This window comes from Pseudomonas sp. SIMBA_068 (genome assembly GCF_046534705.1).
In the GTDB taxonomy this organism is placed as follows: domain Bacteria; phylum Pseudomonadota; class Gammaproteobacteria; order Pseudomonadales; family Pseudomonadaceae; genus Aquipseudomonas; species Aquipseudomonas putida.
On sequence record NZ_JAWRYI010000632.1, the window covers coordinates 1 to 267 of the forward strand.

The following is a 267-nucleotide window of genomic DNA, read 5'->3' on the forward strand; positions in this document are numbered from 1 at the left end:
TGCGTCTGTCTGATAGGTAACCAGGCGTTTGCCCAGCCAGTTTTCAGCAAAAGCGCGAATCTCTTCTTTGCTGTTAACCACTTTCACACCGCCCGCTTTACCGCGGCCACCGGCATGAACCTGACATTTAACTACCCACGGGCCTGCGCCAATTTTAGAGGCTGCTTCTTCCGCTTCACGTGGTGTAGTACAGGCGTAACCCGTTGGTGCCGGCATGCCATACCGTGCAAACAGTTGTTTCGCCTGGTATTCGTGTAAGTTCATGAT

1 protein-coding gene is annotated in these 267 nt (G+C 52.8%); it reads right to left on the bottom strand.

Translation table 11 applies throughout. From position 1 onward, the window contains the following. Positions 1-264 (bottom strand): ATP-grasp domain-containing protein (locus tag SB756_RS30740; RefSeq protein ID WP_410913325.1); only part of this gene is annotated, 264 nt, incomplete at its 3' end. Positions 265-267: the final 3 nt, after the last annotated feature.